This is a genomic window from Corynebacterium sp. HMSC035E02, from assembly GCF_001836065.1.
Taxonomy (GTDB): Bacteria; Actinomycetota; Actinomycetes; order Mycobacteriales; family Mycobacteriaceae; genus Corynebacterium; species Corynebacterium hiratae.
This window is the reverse complement of record NZ_KV827364.1, coordinates 1-217: the sequence shown is the minus strand read 5'-3', so window position 1 is coordinate 217 and position 217 is coordinate 1. Positions and strand designations below refer to the sequence as shown.

General features: G+C 64.5%; 1 protein-coding gene. It reads right to left on the bottom strand.

The genetic code is table 11. From position 1 onward, the window contains the following. Positions 1-217: DUF711 family protein (locus HMPREF2635_RS09465; RefSeq protein WP_141761696.1), on the bottom strand; the 217-nt coding region annotated here is incomplete at both ends.

Here is a 217-nt window from a genome sequence, read left to right as displayed (position 1 = left end):
GTTGCGGAAACCGTGCACCGGCGCCGGAATAAAGCCACCGCGGTTAATGAAGGTGGAGTTGCCCACCTGGTTGACCGGGATGACCGGAGCGTAGCCCAGAAGGCCGCCGAAGTTGACCTCGTCGCCAGCCTTGGTGCCAGGGGCGGGGATAACGCGCACGGCGGTCGTTTTATGGTTCATCACGCCGATGGCGGCTTCGTCCGCGATCATGCCGGCG